22 protein-coding genes and 1 tRNA gene are annotated in these 21,645 nt (G+C 68.5%); 8 read left to right on the top strand and 15 right to left on the bottom strand.

Annotated elements, in window-relative coordinates; translation table 11 throughout:
- Positions 1–60 precede the first annotated feature (60 nt).
- Positions 61–1,737 carry an AAA family ATPase gene (locus tag ACTJKH_RS03065; protein WP_440735702.1) on the top strand — a complete coding sequence of 559 codons (1,677 nt, stop codon included), beginning with the start codon at positions 61–63 and terminating at the stop codon, positions 1,735–1,737.
- A 10-nt stretch (positions 1,738–1,747) separates the two neighbouring features.
- Here ACTJKH_RS03065 and hisH read toward each other — a convergent pair whose 3' ends face one another.
- From hisH to ACTJKH_RS03045, 4 genes are all read right to left on the bottom strand, one after another.
- The gene (gene hisH, locus ACTJKH_RS03060; protein ID WP_440735701.1) at positions 1,748–2,389 is read right to left on the bottom strand and encodes an imidazole glycerol phosphate synthase subunit HisH; all 642 of its coding nucleotides are present in this window, start codon (positions 2,387–2,389) and stop codon (positions 1,748–1,750) included.
- Positions 2,386–3,003, bottom strand: coding sequence for an imidazoleglycerol-phosphate dehydratase HisB (gene hisB, locus ACTJKH_RS03055; protein ID WP_440735700.1), 618 nt, complete (start codon positions 3,001–3,003; stop codon positions 2,386–2,388). The genes hisH and hisB overlap by 4 nt, the downstream gene beginning before the upstream one ends.
- A complete protein-coding gene (locus ACTJKH_RS03050) occupies positions 3,000–4,094 on the bottom strand; it encodes a histidinol-phosphate transaminase (protein WP_440735699.1) in 1,095 nt (364 codons plus the stop codon). The genes hisB and ACTJKH_RS03050 overlap by 4 nt, the downstream gene beginning before the upstream one ends.
- 93 nt (positions 4,095–4,187) lie before the next feature.
- Positions 4,188–4,550, bottom strand: a complete 363-nt coding sequence (locus ACTJKH_RS03045; protein WP_440735698.1) for a LysM peptidoglycan-binding domain-containing protein — start codon at positions 4,548–4,550, stop codon at positions 4,188–4,190.
- A 281-nt stretch (positions 4,551–4,831) separates the two neighbouring features.
- On the opposite strand from ACTJKH_RS03045, the gene lexA reads away from it, so the two are divergent.
- Both lexA and ACTJKH_RS03035 read left to right on the top strand, forming a co-directional pair.
- Positions 4,832–5,518, top strand: a complete 687-nt coding sequence (gene lexA / locus ACTJKH_RS03040; protein WP_210098414.1) for a transcriptional repressor LexA — start codon at positions 4,832–4,834, stop codon at positions 5,516–5,518.
- A gap of 44 nt (positions 5,519–5,562) precedes the next feature.
- A complete protein-coding gene (locus tag ACTJKH_RS03035; RefSeq protein WP_440735697.1) occupies positions 5,563–7,428 on the top strand; it encodes a S9 family peptidase in 1,866 nt (621 codons plus the stop codon).
- Here the strand turns inward: ACTJKH_RS03035 and smpB are convergent, their stop codons facing one another.
- The 3 genes from smpB to ftsE all read right to left on the bottom strand — a co-directional run bounded on the left by smpB (position 7,429) and on the right by ftsE (position 9,980).
- Positions 7,429–7,905, bottom strand: a complete 477-nt coding sequence (gene smpB, locus ACTJKH_RS03030) for an SsrA-binding protein SmpB (RefSeq protein ID WP_056312202.1) — start codon at positions 7,903–7,905, stop codon at positions 7,429–7,431.
- A gap of 102 nt (positions 7,906–8,007) precedes the next feature.
- Positions 8,008–8,922 carry a permease-like cell division protein FtsX gene (gene ftsX, locus ACTJKH_RS03025; RefSeq protein WP_440735696.1) on the bottom strand — a complete coding sequence of 305 codons (915 nt, stop codon included), beginning with the start codon at positions 8,920–8,922 and terminating at the stop codon, positions 8,008–8,010.
- Entirely contained in the window at positions 8,919–9,980 is a 1,062-nt protein-coding gene (ftsE, locus tag ACTJKH_RS03020) for a cell division ATP-binding protein FtsE (RefSeq protein ID WP_440735695.1), read from the bottom strand. Before ftsE ends, ftsX begins: the two co-directional genes overlap by 4 nt.
- A 138-nt stretch (positions 9,981–10,118) precedes the next feature.
- Between ftsE and ACTJKH_RS03015 the strand changes: the two genes are divergently transcribed.
- On the top strand, positions 10,119–11,603 hold the full coding sequence (locus ACTJKH_RS03015; protein ID WP_440735694.1) for a DUF2510 domain-containing protein: 1,485 nt from the start codon (positions 10,119–10,121) through the stop codon (positions 11,601–11,603).
- 276 nt (positions 11,604–11,879) lie between these two features.
- Here ACTJKH_RS03015 and prfB read toward each other — a convergent pair whose 3' ends face one another.
- Positions 11,880–12,989 carry a peptide chain release factor 2 gene (gene prfB / locus ACTJKH_RS03010; protein ID WP_210098419.1) on the bottom strand — a complete coding sequence of 370 codons (1,110 nt, stop codon included), beginning with the start codon at positions 12,987–12,989 and terminating at the stop codon, positions 11,880–11,882.
- Between the two features lie 108 nt (positions 12,990–13,097).
- On the opposite strand from prfB, the gene ACTJKH_RS03005 reads away from it, so the two are divergent.
- Both ACTJKH_RS03005 and ACTJKH_RS03000 read left to right on the top strand, forming a co-directional pair.
- On the top strand, positions 13,098–14,330 hold the full coding sequence (locus ACTJKH_RS03005; RefSeq protein ID WP_440735747.1) for an MFS transporter: 1,233 nt from the start codon (positions 13,098–13,100) through the stop codon (positions 14,328–14,330).
- On the top strand, positions 14,327–14,878 hold the full coding sequence (locus tag ACTJKH_RS03000; protein WP_440735693.1) for an NUDIX hydrolase: 552 nt from the start codon (positions 14,327–14,329) through the stop codon (positions 14,876–14,878). Before ACTJKH_RS03005 ends, ACTJKH_RS03000 begins: the two co-directional genes overlap by 4 nt.
- 42 nt (positions 14,879–14,920) lie before the next feature.
- On the opposite strand, the gene ACTJKH_RS02995 is transcribed toward ACTJKH_RS03000, so the two are convergent.
- The 6 genes from ACTJKH_RS02995 to ACTJKH_RS02970 form a co-directional block, all read right to left on the bottom strand.
- Positions 14,921–15,328, bottom strand: a complete 408-nt coding sequence (locus ACTJKH_RS02995; protein ID WP_440735692.1) for a hypothetical protein — start codon at positions 15,326–15,328, stop codon at positions 14,921–14,923.
- Positions 15,325–15,756, bottom strand: coding sequence for a TadE family protein (locus ACTJKH_RS02990; protein ID WP_440735691.1), 432 nt, complete (start codon positions 15,754–15,756; stop codon positions 15,325–15,327). The genes ACTJKH_RS02995 and ACTJKH_RS02990 overlap by 4 nt, the downstream gene beginning before the upstream one ends.
- Positions 15,749–16,174: a TadE/TadG family type IV pilus assembly protein gene (locus ACTJKH_RS02985; protein WP_440735690.1), complete on the bottom strand. Its 426-nt coding sequence runs from the start codon at positions 16,172–16,174 to the stop codon at positions 15,749–15,751. Before ACTJKH_RS02985 ends, ACTJKH_RS02990 begins: the two co-directional genes overlap by 8 nt.
- Before the next feature lie 511 nt (positions 16,175–16,685).
- Positions 16,686–17,624: a type II secretion system F family protein gene (locus ACTJKH_RS02980; protein ID WP_440735689.1), complete on the bottom strand. Its 939-nt coding sequence runs from the start codon at positions 17,622–17,624 to the stop codon at positions 16,686–16,688.
- On the bottom strand, positions 17,621–18,478 hold the full coding sequence (locus ACTJKH_RS02975; RefSeq protein WP_440735688.1) for a type II secretion system F family protein: 858 nt from the start codon (positions 18,476–18,478) through the stop codon (positions 17,621–17,623). The genes ACTJKH_RS02980 and ACTJKH_RS02975 overlap by 4 nt, the downstream gene beginning before the upstream one ends.
- On the bottom strand, positions 18,475–19,662 hold the full coding sequence (locus ACTJKH_RS02970) for a CpaF family protein (protein ID WP_440735687.1): 1,188 nt from the start codon (positions 19,660–19,662) through the stop codon (positions 18,475–18,477). The genes ACTJKH_RS02975 and ACTJKH_RS02970 overlap by 4 nt, the downstream gene beginning before the upstream one ends.
- A 119-nt stretch (positions 19,663–19,781) precedes the next feature.
- Between ACTJKH_RS02970 and ACTJKH_RS02965 the strand changes: the two genes are divergently transcribed.
- Together ACTJKH_RS02965 and ACTJKH_RS02960 are read left to right on the top strand one after the other, a co-directional pair.
- Positions 19,782–19,863: transfer RNA gene (locus tag ACTJKH_RS02965), tRNA-Leu, on the top strand.
- A gap of 66 nt (positions 19,864–19,929) precedes the next feature.
- Positions 19,930–20,700, top strand: coding sequence for a DedA family protein (locus ACTJKH_RS02960; RefSeq protein WP_259161872.1), 771 nt, complete (start codon positions 19,930–19,932; stop codon positions 20,698–20,700).
- Positions 20,701–20,734: 34 nt separating this feature from the next.
- Here ACTJKH_RS02960 and ku read toward each other — a convergent pair whose 3' ends face one another.
- A complete protein-coding gene (gene ku / locus ACTJKH_RS02955; RefSeq protein ID WP_440735686.1) occupies positions 20,735–21,589 on the bottom strand; it encodes a non-homologous end joining protein Ku in 855 nt (284 codons plus the stop codon).
- Between the last annotated feature and the right edge of the window lie 56 nt (positions 21,590–21,645).

Here is a 21,645-nt window from a genome sequence, read left to right as displayed (position 1 = left end):
GATCCGACGCCACGCGGTAGCCTCGATGACACCCCTGTTCGGTCGATGAGGAGATGTTCCATGGTGCGCGACGCGGAAGCGCGAGGCAGCGGCCCCCTGCGACGGGGGAACCCGATGCCGCCGGAGACTCCGGAGATCGTGGCGCACGTGCCGCTGACACCCGAGGACATCGAGCAGACCCGGACCACTGCGCGTCCCGCGAGCCCCGTCATCGAATCCTCGACCGACGACGCCGTTCCTGAGATGACGGTGCCGATGCGCCCCCGGCCCGTCGGGATCCCGCCCGCGGCGACTCCGCCCGCGCCCGGCACGCGAGCCGCGGCTGCGGCGGCATCCGCCGCGACGAGCTCGTCTTCCGCGGTCCCGCCGCTCCCCACGACTTCGCCGGCAGCACCCGCCGCTCCCCCGACGCCGTCCCTTCCCGCGGCGCCCGCGTGGCCGGAGGCGCCGTCGGCTCCGGCGCCCCAGGGAGCGGCCGCGCCGTCGACACCCACCCCCGCGTCGCCTCAGCCTCCGATCACGGGTGTCCCGAGCGTTCAGGCGGCCCCGTCGTCAGCGCAGGCTCGGGCCGCGCAGCCGGGTGTCGCCGCTCAGACCCCTCCGTCGACTCCGGCTCCCCAGCCGGCTCAGCCCATGCAGCCCGCGCAGCCGGCTCAGCCCACGCACGCTGCTCAGCCCGCACCGGCGGCTACGACCCCGCCGACCCGGACCATCGCGATCCCGACCGCTCCGGCCGCGGCGACTCCGCCCGCACCGAATGCCGCGGCCGCGGAGTCGGCCGCCTCCGCGTCCTCTCGCCGTCAGCAGCGGGAGCAGGGCATCGAGCGTCGTTCCTTCCTCCAGGAGGAGAGGCGCGAAGAGCCCGCCCGCCGCGGCGGACGCGGGTTCCTCAACCGGGTCGGATTCTCCCTCGGCCCGAACGCCCGAGAGCGTGCGGTGCGCGATGACGAGCACGCGGTCAGCCGCCACTGGCCCGGACCGCGCACCGTCGCGGTCGTCAACGGCAAGGGTGGAGCGGGCAAGACTCCCGCCACGGTGCTGCTGTCGGCCGTCTTCGCCCAGTACGGCGGAGCAGGCGTCCTCGCCTGGGACAACAACCAGACCCGCGGCACACTCGGATGGCGCACCGAGACGGGCGCGCACGACCGCACGCTTCTCGAGCTCCTGCCCCAGACGAAGCACCTGCTCGGGGCACAGGGTCAGTCCGCCGACCTCGCACACTTCGTGCATCACCAGCCGCAGGAGAAGTACGACGTCCTGAGGTCGAAGCCGATCCGGCTGGCCCACGAGAACCGACTCAATCCGGACGACGTCGACTCGATCCACGCGGTGGCCGCAAAGTTCTACCGCCTGATCATCATCGACTCGGGCAACGACGAATCCGATCCGATGTGGCTGCGCATGATCGATCTCGCCGACCAGATCGTGGTCGCGACGACGACGCGCGATGATCACGCCGAGGCGGGGGCTCTGCTCCTCGAGGCGCTCGAGGACCGCGACGAGCGCTCCGCACGCCTCGCCAGAGAGTCCGTGGTCGTCGTCAGCCAGGCCGACCCCAAGGCCTCGTCTGCCGAGGTGGCCGAAGTCATCGCCGGCTACCGTCCGCTCGCACGCGAAGTCGTCGGCATCCCGTTCGACCGAGAGATGGTCGACGGGCACCTTCGCCTCCGCGCGCTCGGGGCACCGACTCAGCAGGCCTGGCTCTCGGCCGCCGCCGCCGTCGCTCGCGGGTTCTGACCCGCGGGGATCACCCTCGCAGGCTGTCGACCCAGTTGCGCAGGAGTCGGATGCCGGCCTCGCCCGACTTCTCAGGGTGGAACTGAGTCGCTGAGAGCGGGCCGTTCTCGACCGCGGCGAGGAACGGATCGCCGTACGTCGTCCAGGTCAGCACCGGCTGCGGGAACGGCGGGATGACGTCGAGCTCCCACGACTGCGCAGCATACGAGTGCACGAAATAGAAGCGCTCGTTCTCGATTCCCCTGAAGAGCACCGAATCGGCACCGGGCTCGACCGTGTTCCAGCCCATGTGCGGCAGCACGGGCGCGTTGAGCTCGGTGACGGCACCCGGCCACTCGCCGAGGCCCTCGGTATCGTGCCCGCGCTCGACGCCGTGGGCGAAGAGCACCTGCATGCCGACGCAGATGCCGAGGACGGGTCGCCCACCGGCCAGGCGGCGGTCGATGATCTCATCGCCTCCGTGGGCTTTCAAGGCGTCGCGCACGGCCTGGAAGGCTCCCACGCCGGGCACGACGAGACCGTCGGCCTCGAGCGCCTCCTTGCGGTCCCGCGTGAGCACCGCATCGGCTCCCGCCGCCACGAGAGCCTTCACCGCGGAGTGCACGTTGCCGGAGTCGTAGTCGAAGACAGCGACCCGAGGAGCTGCGCTCACAGCGCACCCTTGGTCGACGGGATGCCGTCGACGAGCGGATCGAGCGCCTTGGCCTGGCGGAATGCGCGGGCGAACGCCTTGTACTCCGCCTCGGCGATGTGGTGCGGGTCACGACCGCCGAGCACGCGGACGTGCACGGTGAGCCCCGCGTTGAAAGTGATGGCCTCGAACGAGTGACGCACCAGCGACCCGGTGAAGTGTCCGCCGATCAGGTGGTGCTCGAAGCCCGCGGGCTCCCCCGTGTGCACGAGATACGGACGACCCGAGATGTCGACGACGGCCTGAGCGAGCGCCTCGTCGAGCGGCACGAGCGCGTCGCCATAACGCGAGATGCCGGACTTGTCGCCGAGGGCTTCGCGGATGGCCTGCCCGAGCACGATCGAGATGTCTTCGACCGTGTGGTGGGCGTCGATCTGGGTGTCACCGGAAGCGCGAACCGTGAGATCGGTCAGCGAGTGCTTCGCGAAAGCCGTCAGCATGTGATCGAAGAACGGCACCGACGTGTCGATGCGGCTCGCGCCGGTTCCGTCGAGGTTCAGTTCGAGCTCGACGGTGGACTCCGACGTGCTGCGCACACGCGTGGCGGTGCGCGGGGTCTGGGCGGTGGTGCTCATGAAGCCGATCCTATCGACGCGAGGGCGTCGAGGAACGCCGTGGTCTCCGCCTCGGTGCCCGCTGTGACGCGGAGGTGCCCCGGGATCCCGACGTCGCGGACGAGCACTCCCCGGTCGTACAGCTGCTGCCACACCTTCTTGGGGTCTGCGACCCCACCGAACAGCACGAAGTTCGACCAGGACTCGTGCGGGGTGTAGCCGAGAGCCTCGAGGGTCGCCGAGATGCGATCGCGCTGCTCGACGATCTCGTCGACCATCCCCAGCATCACGTCGGAGTTGCGCAGCGCCGCGACGGCCGCGGCCTGCGTGAGCGCGCTCAGGTGATACGGCAGGCGCACGAGCCGGAGAGCATCGATGAAGGCAGAGTCGGCAGCGAGATATCCGACACGCGCACCCGCGAAGGCGAAAGCCTTGCTCATGGTGCGAGACACCGCGAGACGAGGCCGCCCCTCGAGAAGCGTGAGCGCGGACGCCGCGTCGCGCGGCGCGAACTCCTGATACGCCTCGTCCACGACGACGACGCCCCGCGACGCCTCGTAGACCGCCTCGACGACGTCGAGCCCGAGCGGCGTGCCGGTGGGATTGTTCGGCGAGCACAGCAGGATGACGTCGGGATCGTGCTCCTCGACCTGCGCCACGGCCTCATCGGGCGTGATCGTGTAGTCCGGCTGCCGGGTGCCTGCGATCCACCGGGCACCGGTCCCCTGCGAGATGAGGGGATACATCGAATAGGTCGGGGCGAAGCTGAATGCCGTGCGTCCCGGTCCACCGAACGCCTGGAGGATGTGCTGGAGGACCTCGTTCGATCCGTTCCCCGCCCAGATCTGGTCCGCCTCGAGACCGTGTCCGAGATACTCGGCGAAGCCCTCACGCAGGGTCGTGAACTCGCGGTCGGGGTAGCGGTTGACGTCGCGAAGCGCCACGGCGATGTCGTCGAGGATGTCGCTGGCGACGGCATCCGGAACGGGATGCGTGTTCTCGTTGACGTTGAGAGCGATCGGCAGTGGCGCCTGCGGAGCGCCGTACGGCGTCAGCCCTCGAAGGTCGTCGCGAAGCGGGAGATCGGAGAGTGATGAAGTCACCCTTCCCATGGTAGGCCGCATGCGGCTCACCGACGCGCGTGGTGACGGAGAATGAAGCCGACCCTGCGCTGCACCCCGGTCACTCGGGGCGCCGATGCCCGCTCACTCCGAGTACTGCGTGGGGATCGCGAGCTCCTGGCCGATCTGCAGGCTTCCGCCGCGGAGCAGGTTGAGCCGTGTGATGTCACCGATGACCTCGCGGGGATCCGCTCCCGGTGCGATCTCCTCGGCGATCGACCACAGGGTGTCGCCCGGCATCACGGTGACGGTCGCGAACGTGGTGGTCGAGCTCTGCTCGCCGGAAGCCATCGCGCTGCCGCCACTGAGCGCGGCGAACGCGATGCCTGCAGCGAGCGGAACGGCGGCCACCGCAAGCACGACCCGGCGTCCACGCGCCGTCAGCCGGAGCTTCGTCGCCGGACGAGCCGGGAGGACTGCTGCGCTGCTGAAGGTGATGGTGCTCATGTCGTGCTCCTCTGCATCTACCGCGTGAGCGGTGAAGTTGGCGTAGCGTTCGCATCCGCGCCTCGGCCGGGAACCGTGGATACGAAGCTACGTTCCGAAGTTATCTTCGAATTCGAATATCTGTCAAGCATTTTTCGAAACAATGACCCGAGAATCGGTCGACACGCTCGAACAGATCTTCCACATCTGGCCGTTTCTCGGATACGGTTTCGATACGAACACCCCACCACGGGCCTCCGACATTCGAACTGAGACGCCGGATCGCACACCTGAGGAGCACCATGAGCGACAACTCCGCCCCCGAGGCAGACGTCCCGCGCACTCGTCGCCGGAAAAGCCTGAGCCCCAAGCAGATGGCGATCCTCGAGGTCATCCAGACATCGATCAGCCGGTACGGCTACCCGCCGAGCATGCGCGAGATCGGCGATGCCGTCGGACTCAAGTCGCTGTCGAGCGTCACCCACCAGCTCGGACAGCTCGAGCTCAGCGGCTACCTGCGTCGCGATCCGGGCAAGACGCGCGCCATGGAGGTTCTGATCGACCTCCCGGGTTCGAGCGGTGAGAATCCGGCTGATGTCGCGACCCCGGTCGGAGACGCGGCACTCGTGCCGCTCGTCGGCCGCATCGCCGCCGGCGTGCCGATCACCGCCGACCAGCAGGTCGAGGAGATCTTCCCCCTCCCCCGTCAGCTCGTGGGCAAGGGCGACCTCTTCATGCTCAACGTCTCGGGCGAGTCGATGATCGACGCGGCCATCTGCGACGGCGACTGGGTCGTGGTGCGCTCGCAGAACAGCGCCGAGAACGGCGAGATCGTCGCGGCGATGCTCGACGGCGAGGCCACGGTCAAGGTGCTCCGCCGTCGCGACGGCCACACGTGGCTGCTGCCGCGCAACTCGGCGTTCGAGCCCATCCTCGGCGACGAAGCCGTGATCCTCGGCAAGATCGTCGCGGTGCTGCGCGCGGTCTGATCCCGTCGAACCCGCGACGACGGCCTCGCCCATAGGCTCGAAGCATGTCCTCGCCGTTCGGTTCCTGGCCCTCCCCGTTCTCGCCTGCACGCACTGCAGCCGCCTCACCCCGCATAGACGGTGCGGCGTTCGTCGGCGACGACATCTGGTGGGGTGAGTCGGTGCCGGCCGACGGCGGGCGATTCACGGTGCGCAGCTCGAGCGGCGCCGAGATCCTCCCGGCGCCGTGGAGTGCGCGATCGCGCGTCCATGAGTACGGCGGCGGGGCCTGGACGACGGAAGCCGACGGCACCCTGTACTTCGTCGACGCACAGGACCAGCGTGTGCAGCGACTGACCCCTGGCGCTTCACCGGTGCCGCTCACTCCGCCCGGCCCTGCCCACGGCGGTCTGCGGCTGCAGCAGGGCCGACTGTTCGCCGTCCGAGAGGACCTCACGTCGATTCCCCACCGTCGTGGCATCGTCGAGATCCCTCTGGACGGTTCTGCCGCCGATGACCCCGACCGGGTGCGAGTCATCACCGAGGGCACGGCGTTCGTCGCGCATCCGTCGCTCTCACCCGACGGGTCGCGCGTGGCCTGGGTCGAGTGGACGGGCGATCGGATGCCGTGGCAGCACGCAACCCTCGTGATCTCCGACGGCTCCGCCCGCACCGAGGTGCCGACGAGGGCCGCTCTGCAGCCCGAGTGGATCGACGACGAGGAGCTGCTGTTCTCCGACGACCCTGAGGGACGATGGGCGCTGCATCACCAGCGACTGGATCACCTCCGCCTCGACGGCGCAGCGGCGCCGGTCGACGATGTCGACGTCGATGCGGACACCGGCTACGGGCTGTGGGTGCTGGGCAACCGCTGGTACCGCCCACTCGCCGACGGGCGCGTCGTCGCTGTCCGCACGAACGGTCGCGACGAGGTCGTCGTGATCGATCGCGACGGCGGGGCGCGCCGACTCGACATCCCCGCGGACGGGCACGTGAGCGTCGACGCCGTATCGGGGTCGCGTGTGCTGCTCACGGGCAACAGCTCGACCACGTCACCGGGAGTCTGGTGCGTCGACGTCGAGTCCGGTTCGGCGCAGGTGGTCGCAGGAGCCTCGCCCGTCGACCCCGAATGGATGCCGCGCGCGTCCGAGCTGCTGATCGACGGTGCCCACGGGAACGTGCACGCGTTCGTCTACCCTCCGAGCAACCCCCAGGCCTCGGCATCCGGCGACGAGCTCCCGCCCTACATCGTGCTCGTGCACGGCGGGCCGACCGCTCACGTGACCGGGGCTTCCTCTGCGGCGATCGCGTTCTACACGAGCCGCGGCATCGGCGTGCTCGACGTGAACTACGGCGGTTCGACAGGATACGGGCGCGCCTACCGAGAGCGTCTCGACGGACGATGGGGAGTGGTCGACGTCGACGATGTGATCGCCGCGGCCCGGGAGCTCGCCGACGCGGGCCTGGCGGATCCCGCACGGATCGCCATCCGCGGTGGTTCGGCCGGCGGATGGACCGTGCTGTCCGCTCTGATGCGCGGAGGAGTGTTCGCCGCCGGCATCAGTCGCTACGCCGTCGCGGATCTGCGGATGCTCGCCGAGCACTCCCACGACTTCGAGGCGCACTACGTCGAAGGACTCGTCGGGCCTCTGCCCGCAGCCGAGGCGCTGTACATCGACCGTTCGCCGCTGACCCACGCCGCCAGGATCGCGGTCCCCGTGCTGCTGATGCAGGGGTCGGATGACCGGGTCGTGCCGCCGTCTCAATCCGAGGCCATCCGGGATGCGCTGGCGGCCAATGGCGTCGATCACGAGTATGTGCTCTACCAGGGCGAGGGCCACGGGTTCCGCTCAGCCGAGACGATCGTCGATGCCCTCGAGCGTGAGCTCGCGTTCCTCGGACGCGTGTTCGGCTTCACACCGTCGTTCTGATCAGTCTCCGGTGCGGTTGCGCAGGCGCATCGCGCGCTCGGCCTCGCGAGTGTCCTGACGCTCGCGCAGCGTCTGACGCTTGTCGAATTCGCGCTTGCCCTTCGCGAGGGCGATCTCGACCTTGGCACGGCCGTCGGAGAAGTAGAGCTTGAGCGGGATCAGCGTGTAACCGCCTGCCGACACCGCGTGCTGCAGCTTCGCGATCTCCTCGCGGTGGAGCAGCAGCTTGCGGATGCGCTTGGCCGAGTGGTTGGTCCAGTGCCCCTGCGAGTACTCGGGGATGTGCACGGAGTCGAGGAAGACCTCGTTCCCCTTGACGAACGCGTATCCGTCGCTGAGGTTCGCACGCCCCTGACGCAACGACTTCACCTCGGTGCCGGTGAGCACCATCCCCGCCTCGTACGACTTCTCGATGTTGTAGTCGTGACGTGCGCGACGATTGGTCGCGATGACCTTCTCCCCGCGTTCCCTGGGCATGATTCTCTCCTGATCCGCGTCGTGCAGTGGTTCCAGAGCCCGATGGCGGGCACACGACAGCCTGTCAGTCTATACCGGCGACGCACGCCTCCGGCAACGCGGTCAGGTCCGCAGCCAGCGACGGATCGCGAATCCGGCGGACAGCGCCGCCAGAACGACGCCGATGCCGATGAGCACCGGTACGACGATGGCGGCATCCTGCATCGACACCCACGTCGTGATGAACGGGACTCGTCCCCGGAGGTATCCGTCGACGCCGAAGTGCACCCCGGCGACGACAGCCGCGCTGGCCAGCACCGATCCGAGGAACGCGGCGAAGACGCCCTCGAGCACGAACGGGGTCTGGATGAAGCGGTTCGAGGCCCCGACGAGGCGCATGATCCCGATCTCCTTGCGCCGCGCGTATGCCGACAGCCTGATGGTCGTGCCGATCAGCAGGATGGCGGCGATCAGCATCAGCACGGCGATACCGACGGCGATGTACGTCGCCACCGTCAGAGCGGAGAACAACGGCTCGAGGTATTGCAGCTGGTCCGTGACCTGCTCGACGCCGGCGACGCCGGTGAAGGCCTCCGCGATCACCTGGGACTGACCGGGGTCCTTCATCGTCACGAAGAACACCTCGAACGCCTGGTCTGCGGTGATGACGCTCGCCTGGTCCTCGCCGAGCTGTTCGACCAGCTTGGCGTAGGTGTCTTCCTTCGAGTCGAAGCTCACCTCGCTGATGAGCGGAGCGAGCGCGTCGCCGTCGAGCTGTGCGCGGACGGCATCGACCTGATCCTCCGTGGCGCCGCCGTCGACGCAGGTGTCCTTCTCCGAGATGTCGGAGCACATGTACACGGCGACCTGTGCCCGCTCGGTCCAGTAGCCGCGCATCGTGCCGATCTGCGCCTGCATGAGAATCGCCGCCCCGACGAACGTCAGCGAGACGAAGGTGACGAGCACGACGGAGATGACCATCGAGATGTTGCGTCGCAGGCCACCGAGGGCCTCGGTGATGATGAGTCCGATTCTCATGAGGTCGGCCCCACTTCCTCTGCGCCGTCGTCCGAGAGGCCGAGACGATCGGCCACCCCGAGTTCGGCGACGTCGACGGTGGGGAGAACGATCGGATGCGTGCGAGGAACGACAGCCGCCGGCACCTCTGCGGGCTTCTCGTCGACTGCGGTCGGTTCGACGGGCGCAGCCTGCGCCTCGGGCGTCTCGGATGCGGTGGGCACCGCGTCGGCCGACGCCGCAGCGGCCTTCCGCTGCGCGCTGAGCTCCTCGGCGAGAGCGGCACGGACGACCGAGAGGTCGGCGGTCTGGCGCTGCACCTCCTGCACCGCTGTCAGCGCGGCGGCTGCTGCTGCTCCGCGGATCTCCTCGGGAACGAGGCGCGGGATGTTCGAGGTGTCGCCATAGCCGCCGTGCACCTCGTCTCGGACCATCTCGCCGTCACGGAGCTCGATCACGCGGCGCTGCATCTGGTCGACGAACGCCGCCTCGTGCGTGGCCATGAGCACGGTCGTTCCGCCGGCGTTGATCCGTGCGAGGAGCTGCATGATGTCGACGGACGTCGCCGGGTCGAGGTTTCCGGTGGGCTCGTCGGCGAGCAGCACCTGCGGTCGGTTGACCAGCGCTCGTGCGATCGCGACACGCTGCTGCTCACCGCCCGAGAGCTCATGCGGCATCCGCTTCTGCTTGCCGTCGAGGCCGACCAGCGCCAGTGCCTCAGGCACGGCCTGCTGGATGAAACCGCGTGACGATCCCGTCACCTGCAGGGTGAACGCGACGTTCTGGTAGACGGTCTTCGAGGGCAGCAGACGGAAGTCCTGGAACACGGATCCGATGTGGCGCCGGAAGTAGGGGACCTTGCGGTTCGCGAGGGACCGCAGGTCGCGGCCGAGCACCGCGACCCGACCCGTCGTCGGTACGTCCTCGCGCAGGATGAGCCTCAGACACGATGACTTGCCCGACCCCGAGGCGCCGACGAGGAAGACGAACTCCCCGCGTTGGACTTCGAAGTCGACCCCGGACAGAGCGGGGCGTGAGGTCCCGCGATAGCGTTTCGTGACGTTCTCGAAGCGAATCATGGCTGTTAGAGCCTAAGCGCGCGCTCCCTCCTGCCCGCGAGCGACACCCCGCTCGCCCCCTGCGTGTCGTATCGCACTGCTATACATGGAGGTGCCGATCCATGTCATCCGCGTGGACGACGACTCCGAGGGGGAATCATGACGACGCCTGCAGGCTGGTACGACGACGGATCCGGGCGCCAGCGCTGGTGGGACGGCACGCAGTGGACGGAGCACTTCGCTCCGATCGCCGAACCCGCCGCACCTGAGACGCCCCTCGATGTCGAGGCACCTGCCGCGACCGTTGAGTCGTACGGCAGCGAATCATCGGATGCCGCCGGCGAGGCGCCCACGGATTCCAGCGGCGATGCTCCCGTCACGGGCGACGCGTCCGATGCCGCAGCCGCCGCCACCGCGGACTCGCTCGGATCCGTCGCCGCGGTCGAGACCTCGTGGAGCGAGCCGGCGACGGGGACTCCGTCGACGCCCGCTGACGACGTCACTGCGCCCGAGACCCCGAGCGTATGGCCCGCGTCCGACACGCACTCCCCGACCCCGGGCGCTGAGCAGCCGGCGGCGGAGGCCACCGCTGCCGAGCACACCGCACCGGAGTTCTCCGCCTCCGAGTTCACCGCACCGGGTGCCACCGCCCCGGCGGCGGCTCCGCTGGGTGGCGACGTGCCGCCGTACGCGAACGCAGCGCCCGGATATGACAGTGCACCGCCCGCCTACCCCGGTTCGGCGCCGACCTACCCCGGTGCCGAGGCACCGCAGCAGGGGTATCCCGCAGCGCCCGGCTATCCCGGCGCTGCTCCCGCCTATGCGGGCGGCGCCTACGCTCCCGCCGGCCAGGCATACGGAGCGGGGCCCGGATACCCGCCGGCGTACGCGACGGCCGGTCCCACCGCACCCGCGAAGCTGTCGATCGCCGGCCTCGTCGGACTCGGTCTCGCCGCACTGGGAACCATCCTGTCGTGCATCCCGCTGACGTTCGGCTTCGGCTGGTTCCTGCTCGCGGCCGGATTCATCGTCTCGCTGATCTCGATCTTCCTCAAGGGCAAGAAGTGGCCGGGCATCACCGGCCTCATCCTGTCGGTCGTCGGAACCATCCTCGCCGTCGTGGTGGCGATCGCGTTCGTGACATCCACGGTCGCGCAGGTCGTGCGCGATCTTCCGACCGCACCGCCGTCGAGCGACTCCGACAGCGGCACCGACCCCGGTACCGATGACGGAGGCTCCGGTCCCGCAGATGTCATCGAGGGCGAGCTCGGTTCCCCCGTGACCATCGAGCAGATGTCGGGCACGGCCGAGGTCACGATCAACTCGGCCACCTGGGCGACGTCCGACGGCTCTGGCATCGATTCGACCAACGGTGGCTACGTGGTCCTCGACGTCTCGATCACCGGCGTTTCCGGTACGAGCTATGTCAACCCGTTCTACTTCGGCATCGAGACCGCCGACGGAGCCGAGGGCACCTACGATTACTACGTCGACGGCATCACCTCGGAGGAGCTGGCGGCAGGCGACACGGTCAGCGGCAAGATGACCTTCGACGTCGCGCAGAGCGCCTCGTACGAGATCATCTTCACCGATGAGCTGCTCCAGGAGGTCGCTCGCATCTCGATCACGCCGTCCGCAGGCTGAATCTCGAGGACGGAGCAGCGCCGGCGAACACGACGCTGCTCCGTCCTCGACATCTCCGGCCTCGTCCCGCCGCTGCGGGCGTGCGGCTTCTGGGAACGAAAGACCCAGTCGTGAGCGCCGAAAGAGTCATATCGCCGACTCGGAGCTCGACGACTATTGGTTCGTGCCCACCGAGACGTCAGAGAACAGCACCGACGACCGCGCGATCCCAGTGCATCGTGTACAGCTATGAAGAGATCACGGGCACGCTCGAAGGCGCCCTGCACTGAGACGCGCTCAGTCCTCGTCTTTGCGCTTGCGCCAGCGGATGCCCGCCGAGATGAACCCGTCGAGGTCGCCGTCGAACACGGCAGCCGGGTTGCCCGACTCGTGTCCCGTGCGAAGGTCCTTCACGAGCTGCTGTCCGTAGAGGAAGTACGAGCGCATCTGGTCGCCCCAGCTCGCCGTGATGTTGCCGGCGAGTTCCTTCTTCTTCGCCGCCTCTTCCTCCTTCTGGAGAAGCAGGAGGCGGGTCTGCAGCACGCGCATGGCTGCGGCGCGGTTCTGGATCTGCGACTTCTCGTTCTGCATCGAGACGACGATGCCGGTCGGAAGGTGCGTGAGGCGCACAGCGGAGTCGGTGGTGTTGACCGACTGGCCGCCGGGGCCGGACGAACGGAACACGTCGACGCGGATGTCGCTCTCGGGGATGTCGACCTCGGTCGCCTCCTCCATGAGCGGGATGACCTCGACCGCGGCGAACGAGGTCTGACGCTTGTCGGCAGAGCCGAACGGGCTGATGCGCGCGAGGCGGTGCGTGCCGGCCTCGACCGACACCGTGCCGAACGCATACGGCGCATCGATCTCGAACGTCGCCGACTTGATGCCGGCGCCCTCGGCGTACGAGGTGTCGAGAACCTTGACCGGGTACTTGTGACGCTCGGCCCAGCGCAGGTACATGCGCATGAGCATCTCGGCGAAGTCGGTGGCGTCGTCGCCACCGGCACCCGAGCGGATCGTGATGATGGCCGAGCGTTCGTCGTACTCCCCGTCCATCAGCGTCTGGACCTCGAGCTGGTTGATGATCTCGGTCAGCGCGTTGAGCTCGACGCGAGCCTCGACGGCCGATTCCTCATCGCCCATCTCGTTCGCGAGCCCGACCAGGACCTCGAGGTCGTCGAGTCGCGAGCCGATGCCCTCGACCCTCGCGAGCGCCGACTGCCGGTGGCTCAGCGCGCTGGTCACCTTCTGGGCGCGTTCGGTGTCGTCCCAGAGGTCCGGCGCGCCGGCTTCCTCGCTGAGGCGTGCGATGTCGGAACGGAGCGTATCGACGTCGATGACCTCGCGAATGTCACCGTAGGTGAGTCGCAGGGCCTGGATGTCGGCGGAGAGATCGAGTTCGAGCATGTCGCGTCCAGCCTAACGTGCTGCCTGCGCGGGCGGGTACGGCGTTCGAACGGGAGTAGCGTGAAACGAGTGAGCAGCGCATCCACGGTCCTGAGACGATTCGGGCCGATGGTGTACCTCCCCACCGTGCTCTTCGCGCTCGGCGAGGGCGCGGTCATCCCGCTCATCCCAGTGATCGCCACGCGCATGGGGGCCGATGTGGCGTTCGCTGCGCTGGTCGCCTCCGCGCTGGTGGTCGGTCAGCTCTGCGGCAATCTGCCGGCCGGCTGGGCCGTGTCGCGCATCGGCGAGCGTTTCACCATGGTCATCGCCGGAGCGATCGCGATCGGCGCGGGCATCGGCATGGTCGTCGCTCCGTCGCTCGGTGTGCTCGCGGCATCCGTCTTCCTCCTCGGCTTCTGCGCCGCCGCGTTCGGCCTCGCGCGCCACGCCTTCATGACGACGAGGGTGCCGATCGCGTTCCGCGCCAGAGCGCTCTCGCTGCTGGGCGGCAGCTTTCGCCTCGGGATCTTCATCGGCCCGTTCGTCGCCGCGGGGCTCCTCCAGCTCTTCGGTTCGGAGACCGCCGCGATCTGGTTCTTCCTCTGCTGCCTCGTCGTCATGGTGCTGCTCGTGCTCTTCGGCCCTGATCCCGAGAAGACGATCCCGCCGACCACGCCGCTGCGCACCGCTCCCCTCACGGAGGACTCCGGCGAACCGGTCACCGGCTCGATCCCGACCGTCGGCCGCACAGGCATCTTCCGAACGATGTGGCAGCAGCGCACCGTGCTCGGTCGCCTGGGTCTCGCCGCCGCGTCGCTGTCGGCGGTGCGTTCGGCCCGACAGGTCGTGCTGCCGCTGTGGGGCCTCTCGCTCGGTCTCGATGCGTCGACGATCGCCCTCGTCGTCGGAATCTCGGGAGCGATCGACTTCGCGCTCTTCTACGCGAGCGGGCAGGTGATGGACCGCTTCGGTCGTCTCTGGGCGGCGATGCCGGCCATGGTCCTGATGGGCGCGGCGTTCCTCGCGATGTCGTTCACCCACGACCTCGACGCCGCCGTGCTGTGGTTCGGCATGTTCGCCGCAGTGCTCGGAGTGGGCAACGGTCTTTCGAGCGGCATCCTGCTGACGCTGGGTGCCGATGTCGCCCCGAAGACCGAACCCGCCGCGTTCCTCGGCTCATGGCGGACCCTGACGGATGCCGGAGGAGCCATTGCGCCCCTGCTGGTCTCGGGAATCGTCGCGATCGCCTCACTGCCGATCGCGGCGGCTGCCATGGGCGTGATCGGACTCGTCGGAGCCTGCGGGTTCATCCGCTGGATCCCTCGATTCGTTCCCCGCACGAAGGAGGAGCCGTCATGAGCACGCTGGGCGCTGACGTACGTCGCCTGGTTCTGGCCGCCGCGGTGTCTTCCGAACGCGAGCGAGCCGGCAAGGTCGACTTCGCACGATTCTTCCCCGATGACGACGGGCCGGTCTCGCGCGACGACGGACCCGACCACGCCACGGCGTCCGCTCTCGTGTTCGATCCGACGCTCACACGCACGCTGCTCGTGTTCCATACCAAGGGGCAGTTCTGGGTGCAGCCCGGCGGTCACCTCGAATCCGGTGACGAATCGATCGCGGATGCCGCGCTGCGCGAGCTCCGGGAGGAGACCGGGGTCGTCGTGCCGGACGTTCCTGAACCTCTCGTGTACGACCTCGACCACCACGCGCTGTCGTCGGCCTTCGGCCGCTGCGCCTCGCACCTCGACATCGGCGTCGCGATCGTCGTCACGGACGACACGGCCCTGATCGTGAGCGACGAGTCCGAGGACGTGCGCTGGTGGCCGATCGATGCGCTCCCCGATCAGGTTCCCGTGGGGTTCGACGGTCGCGTACGACGGCTGCGGGATCAACTGAGGATCTGACCCATCACGCGACCTCGGCGAAGCGGCTGACGGGCCGATCGCTCATCGCAATGCCGTACGGCTGGTGCCCGTCGCCTCGAGCCGCACGCCGTCGGGGACGAAGATCGACAGCAGCGGCGGATGCCAGTCTGCGGAGACCGTCACCCGGGCCGAGAGTCCGTCCGGAGCTGTGGCCGACACCAGGCTCGCCTCCCCCGGCAGATCGGCGACCAGCGCGAGCGCCTGAGCTCTGACGCCCTCGTCGGTGAGATCGGCACGCGCGGTCCCGCCCTCGACCACCAGGGTGAAGCCGTCTGCTCCGGCGAGTGCTGCAGCGTCGGCGAGCGCATCGAGGCGCTTCTGCGAGATGTACAGGTCGGTGGCGCACACGCTCACGAAGATGAGCGCGACAGCGAGGAGGCCGTACCCCAGCGTGAGGAGCAGGACGCTCCCCTCATCCGCCTCTCTCATCCCGAGCCCCACAGCCGCGAGACCTTCTGCACGGCTGTCCCTTCGACGGGGATGGATGCGGCGTCGTCCGCCCCGTAGATCGCCGGGATCAACGGCAGCGCGACCTTCGCTGCGACGGTGACCGTGATCGTCGCCCCGGCTGCGGGGCATGCCGCGGTCGCAGGCAGACAGGTCACAGACACCTCGACCGCATCGGGGTCGAGGCCGTACTGCTCGGAGACGTCGGCGAGCACGCGCTCACCGCGCAGTTCGGCGGTGTCCGCGTCGGGTGCGAGGGCGATCACCCTGGCTGTCTGACGGGCTGCCGCCTCTGCGCCGAGCGTCTGCTCCTGCATGGCTCCGAGCGCGATGATCAGGTACACGAGCGGCACGAGCAGCACCACCCCGACGGTGATGAACTCGAGCGCCGCCGACCCTTCGTCATCCATCGTCGAACGACTCCTCCGGAGCATGCGCCTCGACCTCCAGCCCGAACGGGACGCCGAGAAGCCCGATCACCGGCAGCGTGGTGCGGATGCGCACATCGATGGTCGGCTGCCCGAGCGAGGTCGAGTGCCCGACCGAGACGTCCTTCGCGTACTCCTCCCCCACGGCACGAGTGATGCTCTCTCTCGCACGCGCGGCGCCCTGTTCGACGGTCGTGTCCGCGAGAGCCGCGTAGTAGGCACCGTCGACGGCCGCATCATGCACCACGTTGCGGACGTACACCGCGAGGGCGAGTTGCAGCACGGCGAGCGTCATCAGTGTGAGCAGCGTTCCGACGAGCACGAATTCGACCGGGCTCGACCCTCGCTCGTCGAAGGGCGTGCGCGGCGTCGTCATGTCGCGCCCGGACGCGAGCTCCATCAGATGCCCGACACGCGCTGGATGGCCTGCTCGAACAGGGTGCTCAGCGCCGGACCCGCCACAGCCCAGATCAGCACGACGAGACCCGCCGTCATCAACGTGACGAGCACCCAGCCGGGTACATCTCCCCGCTCATCGTCGAAGAGGTCACGAGCGTGACCGGCGGCACGGCTTTGCCACGCACGAGCTCGACTGAAGGCGGAAACGCCGACAGTACCCGCAGTACCGTGCGCTTCCCGGACCCGGCCCGACTCGAACGGGCGACCACCCTCGACAGACTGCGGGTTGGGCGCACCCTTACCGGGTAGATGCGCCTTGGGCGGGCTCGATTGCACGGTAGCAGAGACGCTCGCACCCTCAAAGAGGCGATCTTGGTGCTGACCTATGTGGAACGGGACCACAGCCCAGCCGGGTACATCTCCCCGCTCGTCGTCGAGGCTTCCGGTCACCGAGCGCATCTCACGCGCCTGTCGCTGTCGAAGAGTGTTCATGTCGTCCTTTCGTGGGGCGCTCAGCCGATGCCGAGTCGCAGGATGAAGAGGCCGGGATAGATGGCGAAGAGAACCGACAGGGGAAGGATCAGGAACACGAGTGGCAGGAGCATCAGGATCTCCTTGCGGCCCGCCTGTTCGATCAGGACGCGCTTGGCGTCTTCCCGGGCATCGCCCGCCTGCGCGTGCAGCACCGCCGACAGCGGAGCGCCGTGCTCGAGGGCGGCGACCACCTGGTCGACAGCACGCGTCAACCCGGGAAGTTGCAGCCGCCGAGTCATCTCCCCGAGCGCATCGGCGAGGGGCTCGCCTGTTCCCACCGCGAGGACGAGGAGTCGGAACTCGACGGTGAGCTCGCCGGATCCGACCGCCGCGACACGACGGACGGAATCGAGGAATCCTTCTCCGGCCGACAGGCAGAGCGCGAGGAACTCGAGCGTCGTGGGCAGCTCATCGGTGAGCCGCCCGCGACGCGTTGCCACACGCACGGCCAGTCGAGCCTCGTAGCCGACTCCGGCGGCCGCACCGGCGAGCGTCGGGAGCAGCGCGAGCGGCGGGCTCATGCGACCCACGACGGCGAGCACGATGACGGTGAGCGCACCGGTCATGACGCCGACGATCACCCAGCCGAGCTGACGGGCTCGGAACGTTGTGGTGTCCAGGCCGAGTCCCGCCTGGCTGAGTCTTCGGCGCAGCACATCATCAGCACCGAGAAGCCTCTCGAACATCACCAGCAACCGGCGCCACAGCGTGCGCTCCCCGACCGGGAGCACGCCGGCCCGCGGAAGCGCGACGTGCGGCAGATCCTCGTCAGCGACGATGTCGCGCACGTAGGGGGCGATCCTGAGCATGAGCGGTATCGCCGACCACCGAGGGAGCGCCGTGAGCAGGCACAGTACCCCCGACGAGAGCACCCCGCCCCAGAGCACGGCGATCGCCACGGTCGTGAACGGGTTCACCCGAACCACCGCCCGGGCTCCGGAAGTCGTCCGATGCGGATCATCACGCGATACGCGATCACCGAGACCGCCGCTCCGAGGCAGATGACGATCATGCCCTCGGCCGTCCCGTATGCGGCAGCCCCTTCGGGCCGCAGCACGAGCAGACCGAGGATCACCCATGGCGCCACAGAGCCGAGAACCGCCGCACCCCGGATCCACGACTGGCGAGCCTCCACCTCGCCTCTCAGCGCGGCATCCTGTCTGACGGAGGAGGACAGCGCACGCAGGACGCCACCGAGCTCGGTGCCGCCGACCTGTCTCGCCATTCGCAGGGTCTCGATGACCCGATCGGCGATCGGGTCGGCGAGCGCGAGCTTCAGCCGATCGAGGCTCGTCTCGAATCGGCCCGTCGCACGCAGGTCGCGGGCGAACACCACGAATGCCGGTCGCATCATCGCGGGCGACGACTCGGCAAGACTCGCAACGGCGTCCGGCAATGAAAGGCCCACGCGGATGGACGCGATCAGGAGGTCGCAGACGTCGGGCCAGAGCTGCCGACGGCGCTTGCGAAGTCGCTGGCGCCTCGACCGCAGGAATACGACAGGCGAGACGGCGGCGGTCGCGCCGGCGAGAACGGAGAGGGCGGGGATCGCTGTGACAAGCCAGACGACGGATGCCGCGGCGAGCGCGAGCATCCCCATGACGACCGTGAGCACCCGCGGACGGACCGCGCCGAACCCTGCCTCTTCAAGCACGCGGACGAGCCGGCCTCGTCGCGTCGCGGGCTGCGCCTCAGTGCGAGGCGGCCACAGCCATGGCGACACGCACAGCAGCAGCCCTGCGGCGAGCGCGGCTCCCAACAGCACCGTCACCGCGCGTCCCCGATCCGCCGGAGGTCTCCGCGTCGAGACACCTTCGCATCGCCGCCATGCGCATACAGGGTTCGGCAGACGATTCGCCCGTCGGCGACCTCGCCATTTGGTGCGATCACCTCGTGCACGCGCCTCGTACCGTCGTCATCGCGCACGCAGTGCACCACGAGGTCGACCGCTCTCGCGAGAGCCGGGGCGACGAAGGCCCGGTCGATGTTCCGTCCTGCCAGCAGCGGGAGGAGGGTCAGCTTGTCGAGGGCCTCCTCGGCCGAGCTGGCGTGCACCGTCGCGGCGCCGGGGACTCCGGTGTTGAGAGCGAGGACGAGATCGAGCGCCTCCGCATCCCTGACCTCACCGACGACGAGGCGGTCGGGACGCATCCTGAGCGCCTCCTTCACGAGACGACGAAGCGTGATCTCTCCAGTGCCCTCGAGGCTCGCCTGACGACCCTGCAAGGACACGATGTCCGGGCCGTCGACGGCGAGCTCGAACGTCTCCTCGACCGTGACGATGCGCTGCCGGTCGGCGCACGAGGCGAGGAGCGCACCGAGGAACGTGGTCTTTCCGGCGTGGGTCGCACCCGAGACGACGATGCTCTGCCCGTCGAGCATCGCTTGGTGCAGGATCGCGGCCAGCTCGGCGGGGAGGGCACCGTGTGCGACCAGCGCGTCGAGCGATCGGTACCGTGGCAGGAACTTGCGGATGTTCACCGACCACCCGCCTCGGACCACGTCCGCGATGGCGACGTGCAGTCGTGACCCGTCCGGCAGCGATGCGTCGACGAACGGTTGGCTGATGTCGACCCTGCGCCCTGTCGACTGCAGCATCCTCTCGACGACGTCGCGCAGCTGCGAGTCACTCAACCGCAGGGCGAGGCGCTCCGACACTCCTCCGCGCGCGACATGGATGCTCTCGGGACCGTTGAGCCAGATCTCCTCGATCTCGGGGTCGTCGAGCAGTGGCTGCAGCGCTCCGAAGCCGGTCACCGACGCGAGCACGTCTCGCACGAAAGCGGCCTCGTCGTCGATCATGATCTCGCCACGCGAGAGTGCGAGGTCATTGAAGCGACGGACCTCGGCGAGCGCGACGGAGCGGGCCACCGCCGGATCGAGCGACGGATCCGTCGCCTCGGCGCGGAGTCTCTGGCGGACACGCTCGACGACGAGGACGGAGGGGTGGATCACCCGAGCATCCTCGCAAGGAACGTGAATATGCCGCCGGAGTTATCCACAGTGCCGGCCGGAGGCTGCGGGCGGATCCCCAGGAACGCACGATCCCCCGATCAGTAGACTGATTTCACCGCGCGGGAGTGGTGAAATTGGCAGACACGCAGGATTTAGGTTCCTGTGCCCTAGGGCGTGTGGGTTCAAGTCCCACCTTCCGCACCGATCAGTCGCATGCCGTGCGGCCGACGACTTGACCGCCGCACAGCTCACTACGACGGGAAATCCATGCATCACGCCGCTCTCATCCCCTGGCTCGACCCCGCCACCATCATCGGCTCGGCCGGCCCCTGGGCGCTGCTCGTCGTGTGCTTCATCGTCTTCGCCGAGACCGGCCTGCTTGTCGGCTTCCTGCTGCCGGGCGACACGCTGCTCGTGATCTCGGGTCTGCTGTCGCATCCGCTCGCCGGCTCGGAGCACGGCGTCTTCGGCATCAACGTCTGGATCGTCGCCCTGCTCATCGGGTTGTCGGCATTCGTCGGCGGCGAGGTCGGATACCTGATCGGTCACAAGGGAGGCCCCGCGGTCTTCGAACGCAAGGAATCGGGCCTCTTCAGCAAGAAGAACGTCGAGCGCACCAACGCGTTCTTCGAGCGCTTCGGCGGCATCACCGTCATCCTCGCCCGCTTCGTGCCGATCGTCCGCACGTTCGCGCCGGTCGCTGCCGGCGTCGGCCACATGCCGTGGCGCCGTTACACGCTCTACAACCTGATCGGCGCGATCCTCTGGGGCTTCGGTCTCACGATGTTCGGCTACGCGATCGGATTCATCCCTCCGGTCGCGCACTTCGTCGAGAGCTACATCGACCTGATCCTGCTCGCCGCCGTCGGCGGTACCGCGCTCGTCACGCTCTGGCACTACCTGTCCGAGCGTCACAAGGCGAAGAAGGAAGCCCTCGCCGGTGAGGGTGAGACCGACGCCGCCGAGGCCGAAGAGCTCACGCTCGACCCCGAGGTGTTCGACCGCGCACCCGACTTCGACGGAGACGGCAAGCACTGACCTCGAACGATCGAAGGACGGCGGGCTGAGACTCTCAGCCCGCCGTCTTCTTGCTCGGGCTCTTCTTGGTGCTCGTCTTGGTGTCGGCGGATTCCGAACGCGCGGCCTTGGTGCGGGCGACGCTGGCACGCAGCGCCTCCATGAGGTCGATGACCTCGCCGCTCTTGGCGTCGCCTTCGGACTCGCCGAACGTCTCCGACACGTCGAACGTGTCCCCCGCCTCGATCTTGGCGTCGATCAGAGTCCGCAGCTCCTTCTGGTACTCGTCGACGAACGATTCGGGGTCGAAGTCGGCCGAGTAGCTGTCGACGAGGGATGCCGAGAGCTCGAGTTCCTTCTTCGAGATCCGCACGTCCTCATCCAGCGCCGGGAACTCCGCCTCACGCACCTCGTCGGCCCACAGCAGCGTCTGCAGGACCAGCACCTTGCCGCGCACGCGGAGCGCCGCGAGTCGGGTCTTCTGACGCAGCGTGAATCGCACGATCGCCGTGCGGTCGGTCTGCTCGAGCGTCTTGCGCAGCAGCACGTAGGCCTTGGGCGACTTCGAGTCGGGCTCGAGGTAGTACGGCTTGTCGAGGGTGAGCAGATCGACCTGGTCCGACGGCACGAACTCGACGACGTCGATCTCGCGGCTCTTCTCGGCGGGCAGCGCCGCCAGGTCGTCCTTCGTGAGTACGACCGTCTGCCCCTCCTCGACGTACGCACGGTCGATGTCGGCATACGCCACGGTCTCTCCGCACACCTCACAGGTGCGCTGATACCGGATGCGACCGCCGTCCTTCTCGTGCACCTGATGCAGCGGCACATCGTGATCCTCCGTCGCGGAGTACACCTTGACCGGCACGTTCACGAGGCCGAAGGTCAGCGCGCCCTTCCAGATCGTTCTCATGCCCCCAGTGAACACCAGGCGCCCCGGTCGCGGCCAGTACCTTGACTACGCTGGCG

The organism is Microbacterium sp. 22215, assembly GCF_052045655.1.
In the GTDB taxonomy this organism is placed as follows: Bacteria; Actinomycetota; Actinomycetes; order Actinomycetales; family Microbacteriaceae; genus Microbacterium; species Microbacterium phyllosphaerae.
This window is presented reverse-complemented; position numbering and strand designations above follow the sequence as displayed.

Excerpts from the sequence above, each read along its gene's own strand:
- ku (WP_440735686.1), bottom strand. The coding sequence starts at position 21,589 with ATGAGAACGATCTGGAAGGGCGCGCTGACCTTCGGCCTCGTGAACGTG.
- ACTJKH_RS03035 (WP_440735697.1), top strand. The coding sequence starts at position 5,563 with ATGTCCTCGCCGTTCGGTTCCTGGCCCTCCCCGTTCTCGCCTGCACGC.
- ACTJKH_RS02985 (WP_440735690.1), bottom strand. The coding sequence starts at position 16,174 with ATGGAGCTCGCGTCCGGGCGCGACATGACGACGCCGCGCACGCCCTTC.
- ACTJKH_RS03045 (WP_440735698.1), bottom strand. The coding sequence starts at position 4,550 with ATGAGCACCATCACCTTCAGCAGCGCAGCAGTCCTCCCGGCTCGTCCG.
- ACTJKH_RS02960 (WP_259161872.1), top strand. The coding sequence starts at position 19,930 with ATGCATCACGCCGCTCTCATCCCCTGGCTCGACCCCGCCACCATCATC.
- smpB (WP_056312202.1), bottom strand. The coding sequence starts at position 7,905 with ATGCCCAGGGAACGCGGGGAGAAGGTCATCGCGACCAATCGTCGCGCA.
- ACTJKH_RS02990 (WP_440735691.1), bottom strand. The coding sequence starts at position 15,756 with ATGGATGACGAAGGGTCGGCGGCGCTCGAGTTCATCACCGTCGGGGTG.
- hisB (WP_440735700.1), bottom strand. The coding sequence starts at position 3,003 with ATGAGCACCACCGCCCAGACCCCGCGCACCGCCACGCGTGTGCGCAGC.
- ACTJKH_RS03000 (WP_440735693.1), top strand. The coding sequence starts at position 14,327 with ATGAGCACGCTGGGCGCTGACGTACGTCGCCTGGTTCTGGCCGCCGCG.
- ACTJKH_RS02995 (WP_440735692.1), bottom strand. The coding sequence starts at position 15,328 with ATGAGAGAGGCGGATGAGGGGAGCGTCCTGCTCCTCACGCTGGGGTAC.
- ACTJKH_RS03050 (WP_440735699.1), bottom strand. The coding sequence starts at position 4,094 with ATGGGAAGGGTGACTTCATCACTCTCCGATCTCCCGCTTCGCGACGAC.
- ftsX (WP_440735696.1), bottom strand. The coding sequence starts at position 8,922 with ATGAGAATCGGACTCATCATCACCGAGGCCCTCGGTGGCCTGCGACGC.
- ACTJKH_RS03005 (WP_440735747.1), top strand. The coding sequence starts at position 13,098 with ATGGTGTACCTCCCCACCGTGCTCTTCGCGCTCGGCGAGGGCGCGGTC.
- ACTJKH_RS03065 (WP_440735702.1), top strand. The coding sequence starts at position 61 with ATGGTGCGCGACGCGGAAGCGCGAGGCAGCGGCCCCCTGCGACGGGGG.
- ftsE (WP_440735695.1), bottom strand. The coding sequence starts at position 9,980 with ATGATTCGCTTCGAGAACGTCACGAAACGCTATCGCGGGACCTCACGC.
- lexA (WP_210098414.1), top strand. The coding sequence starts at position 4,832 with ATGAGCGACAACTCCGCCCCCGAGGCAGACGTCCCGCGCACTCGTCGC.
- prfB (WP_210098419.1), bottom strand. The coding sequence starts at position 12,989 with ATGCTCGAACTCGATCTCTCCGCCGACATCCAGGCCCTGCGACTCACC.
- ACTJKH_RS03015 (WP_440735694.1), top strand. The coding sequence starts at position 10,119 with ATGACGACGCCTGCAGGCTGGTACGACGACGGATCCGGGCGCCAGCGC.